The following is a 2,863-nucleotide window of genomic DNA, read 5'->3' on the forward strand; positions in this document are numbered from 1 at the left end:
AAATATTTTTGAAAAAGGAGAAAAAATTATGAAAAAGACATTATTACTAACTAGCTTAGTTGCATCAATGGTTGCAATGGCTGGAACAACTGGATCAGTAAAATCATATGCTGAATCAGAAGCTAAATTTGAAACAAAAAAATCTGTTTCAGATGATCAAAAAAAAGTAGAAACAAATACAACAAAGAGCTATAAAGTTGGAAAAATTGGAGTTGAAACAGAAGTTAAGGTTAAAGGATCAGGATTAAGTTTTGGTGGAACATTCGAAGCAAAAGACCTTGAATTAGGTAAAGTTACACCAGCTAACTACTTAAATCATTCAAGTGTATGGGCTAAGTATGAATTACCTGAATTAAAAGGATTTAAGACTTATGTTAAAGCGACTGTAAGCCCTAAGTTTGATACAACACCTGAATATGAAAAAGTTCCAGAAGTAAATACATTAAAAACAGAAATTAATAAAATGTTGGGTTCTGAAAATGATAAAGCTAAGGTAAATGAAAAATTAGTTAAAGTAGCTAAAGAAAAAGGATTAAGTGAAACAGAAATTGCCAAAATTAAGGCTACTGATGAAAAAGATAATCAAGTATTAGCGTTAGCTAATGCAGAAATAGCAGCAGCAAATGCTAAAAATGCAGAAGTTAAAAGAGAAGATGCTGGTAGTGCAGAATTAGAAGGACAAGTAAGTTACAAATATGGTGAATTTACATTTGGATTTAATTCTAAGACTAACTTCCCATTAAGTAACAAGACATATAATTATGCAGAAAATGCTCTTGTTCCAAAATTTGATGTTGCAAAAGACTATGGAAAATTAGTTAAATCAACTCACAAACTATTCGTTGAAAGCGAAGAAGGTAAAGACGTATTTGTTAAAGGATTAAAAGACGTAAAAGCAAACGTTGAAGTAAAACATGATTACAGAAAGATAGAAAAAGATCATAAAGCTTCTGAAGCTGTAGAATATGTTTCAGGTGAAGTATCAGCAAAATATGACACTGTAAAAGATCTTGAACTTGAAGGTAAAGTTGCATTTAAGAAGAATATATCTGGTGAAAAAATTGGAGACTATGAAGTTTTAGGAACTAAACTATTTAAAGAATCACCAGCTAGATACATACACTCATATGAATTAAAAGGAACATACAAAGGTGTTAAACACTTAACATTATCTGCAAAACCTTTTGTTGCTCATGTAAATATTTTTAAAGAAGTTACAAACGATAACAAAGTAAAGAGAAATGACTATGTTGTATACGGTGTAGAACTTAATGCAGAATACAAGATGTTAAATGACAAATTAACATTAACAGGTAAATCATTACTTGCAGGTTTACATGATAGAGCATTTGATGGAACACTAGCACAAGGTTCTCAATTAACAAAAACTAATGCAGGTGTATTTGTATTTGATGCAAATGCTAAATATGACTATAGCGTAACAGACAAATTTACAGTAAGTCCTGAAGCTAATGCTAACTTAGAATTATTTGTAGTTAAACCAGTAGATAAATTAGTTACTAAACCTACATTAACACTAACTCCAAAAGTAAGTGCAAAATATGTTCCAGTAGAAGGATTAACAATTGAAGGTGAAGTTTCAGTACCAGTTAAATTTGGTGTAGTTACTAAATCATTTGAAAAAACAGCAGCAGATGCTGATACATATGATTCTACAAAAGCAGTTAACGGATTTGGATATGATTCAACTTCAATTAAGACAAGCTTAAACTTAAAATATGAATGGAAATAGTTATCAACACGTTTGATATATAATTGTTTTTTCTACCCCTCAGGATTAGTCACCCGAGGGGTTTTTGTTGTTTTGCCATCCTATTAGTGTTACAATACCTTGAGGTGATTAAATGTTAATAGATGAACTATTTCGTGAAATAGATGAGAATAAGGATCTTATGGTAAAGATTAGAAGACACCTACATATGTATCCTGAAGTGTCTTTTAGAGAAGTCAATACTGCTAAGTATATTAGTGATTTTTATGCTTCTCTTGATTGTGAAGTAAAGACAAATGTAAGGGGTAATGGAGTTTTAGTCGTTATTGATACAGGTAATGCTGGTCCTAGTATAGGACTTCGTGCTGATTTTGATGCACTACCAATACAAGAAGAAACTGATTTAGAGTATTCTTCTAGAGTAAGTGGTGTAATGCATGCTTGTGGACATGATGCACATACGGCTTACCTTATGGTCTTAGCTAAGATATTAATAAAGCACAAAAAAAGAATTAAAAGGTAAGATATATATTATACACTAACACGCTGAAGAAATGATTCCTGGTGGAGCTAGAGGCATGATAAAAACAGGGTTGTTAGATAATATAGACAACTTCTTTGGAATACATATTATGAGTGAATTTGAATTAGGTAAGGTATATTATCATAAAGGTGAAACACAACAAGGAAGATCTAAATTTACAATAAAATTAATAGGTAAATGTAGTCATGGTTCATCACCTCATAGTGCAAACGATGCAATAGTTGCAGGTTCATATCTTGTTATGGCACTACAAACAATAGTATCAAGAAGATTAAGTCCTTTTGAAAATGGAGTTGTGACTATAGGGTCATTTGATGGTAAAGGTACATTTAACATAACAGGCAAGAAGTCGCCCACCTCTGCAGGTGGTGCGATGAATTGCCCTATTGTTTTTTTAGAGAATAAAGTGATATAATCAAATCAGTAGATATATAAAAATAGGAGTAATAATAATGATGTTGGATAGTAATTCTCATTCAGTATTCTTACTGTATTATCACTAAGTTCTTATTGTAAAATATAGAAGAACAAGGACAAAGGATTAAATAATTTTGAGGGATGTGGACTGATGAAACAGCTAAAAGCAT

The 2,863-nt window shown here is 31.2% G+C and carries 3 protein-coding genes; all 3 read left to right on the forward strand.

Translation table 11 applies throughout. From position 1 onward, the window contains the following. The first annotated feature begins 28 nt into the window (after positions 1–28). The 3 genes from IMK15_RS06245 (at position 29) to IMK15_RS06595 (ending at position 2,691) form a co-directional block, all read left to right on the forward strand. Positions 29–1,753, forward strand: coding sequence for a hypothetical protein (locus IMK15_RS06245; RefSeq protein ID WP_192942278.1), 1,725 nt, complete (start codon positions 29–31; stop codon positions 1,751–1,753). A gap of 112 nt (positions 1,754–1,865) precedes the next feature. Continuing rightward, positions 1,866–2,255: a M20/M25/M40 family metallo-hydrolase gene (locus tag IMK15_RS06590; RefSeq protein WP_226869238.1), complete on the forward strand. Its 390-nt coding sequence runs from the start codon at positions 1,866–1,868 to the stop codon at positions 2,253–2,255. Between the two features lie 55 nt (positions 2,256–2,310). Next, positions 2,311–2,691, forward strand: a complete 381-nt coding sequence (locus IMK15_RS06595; RefSeq protein ID WP_226869239.1) for a hypothetical protein — start codon at positions 2,311–2,313, stop codon at positions 2,689–2,691. The last annotated feature ends 172 nt before the right edge of the window (positions 2,692–2,863 follow it).

It is taken from the genome of Sneathia sp. DSM 16631, from assembly GCF_014892235.1.
GTDB lineage: Bacteria > Fusobacteriota > Fusobacteriia > Fusobacteriales > Leptotrichiaceae > Sneathia > Sneathia vaginalis.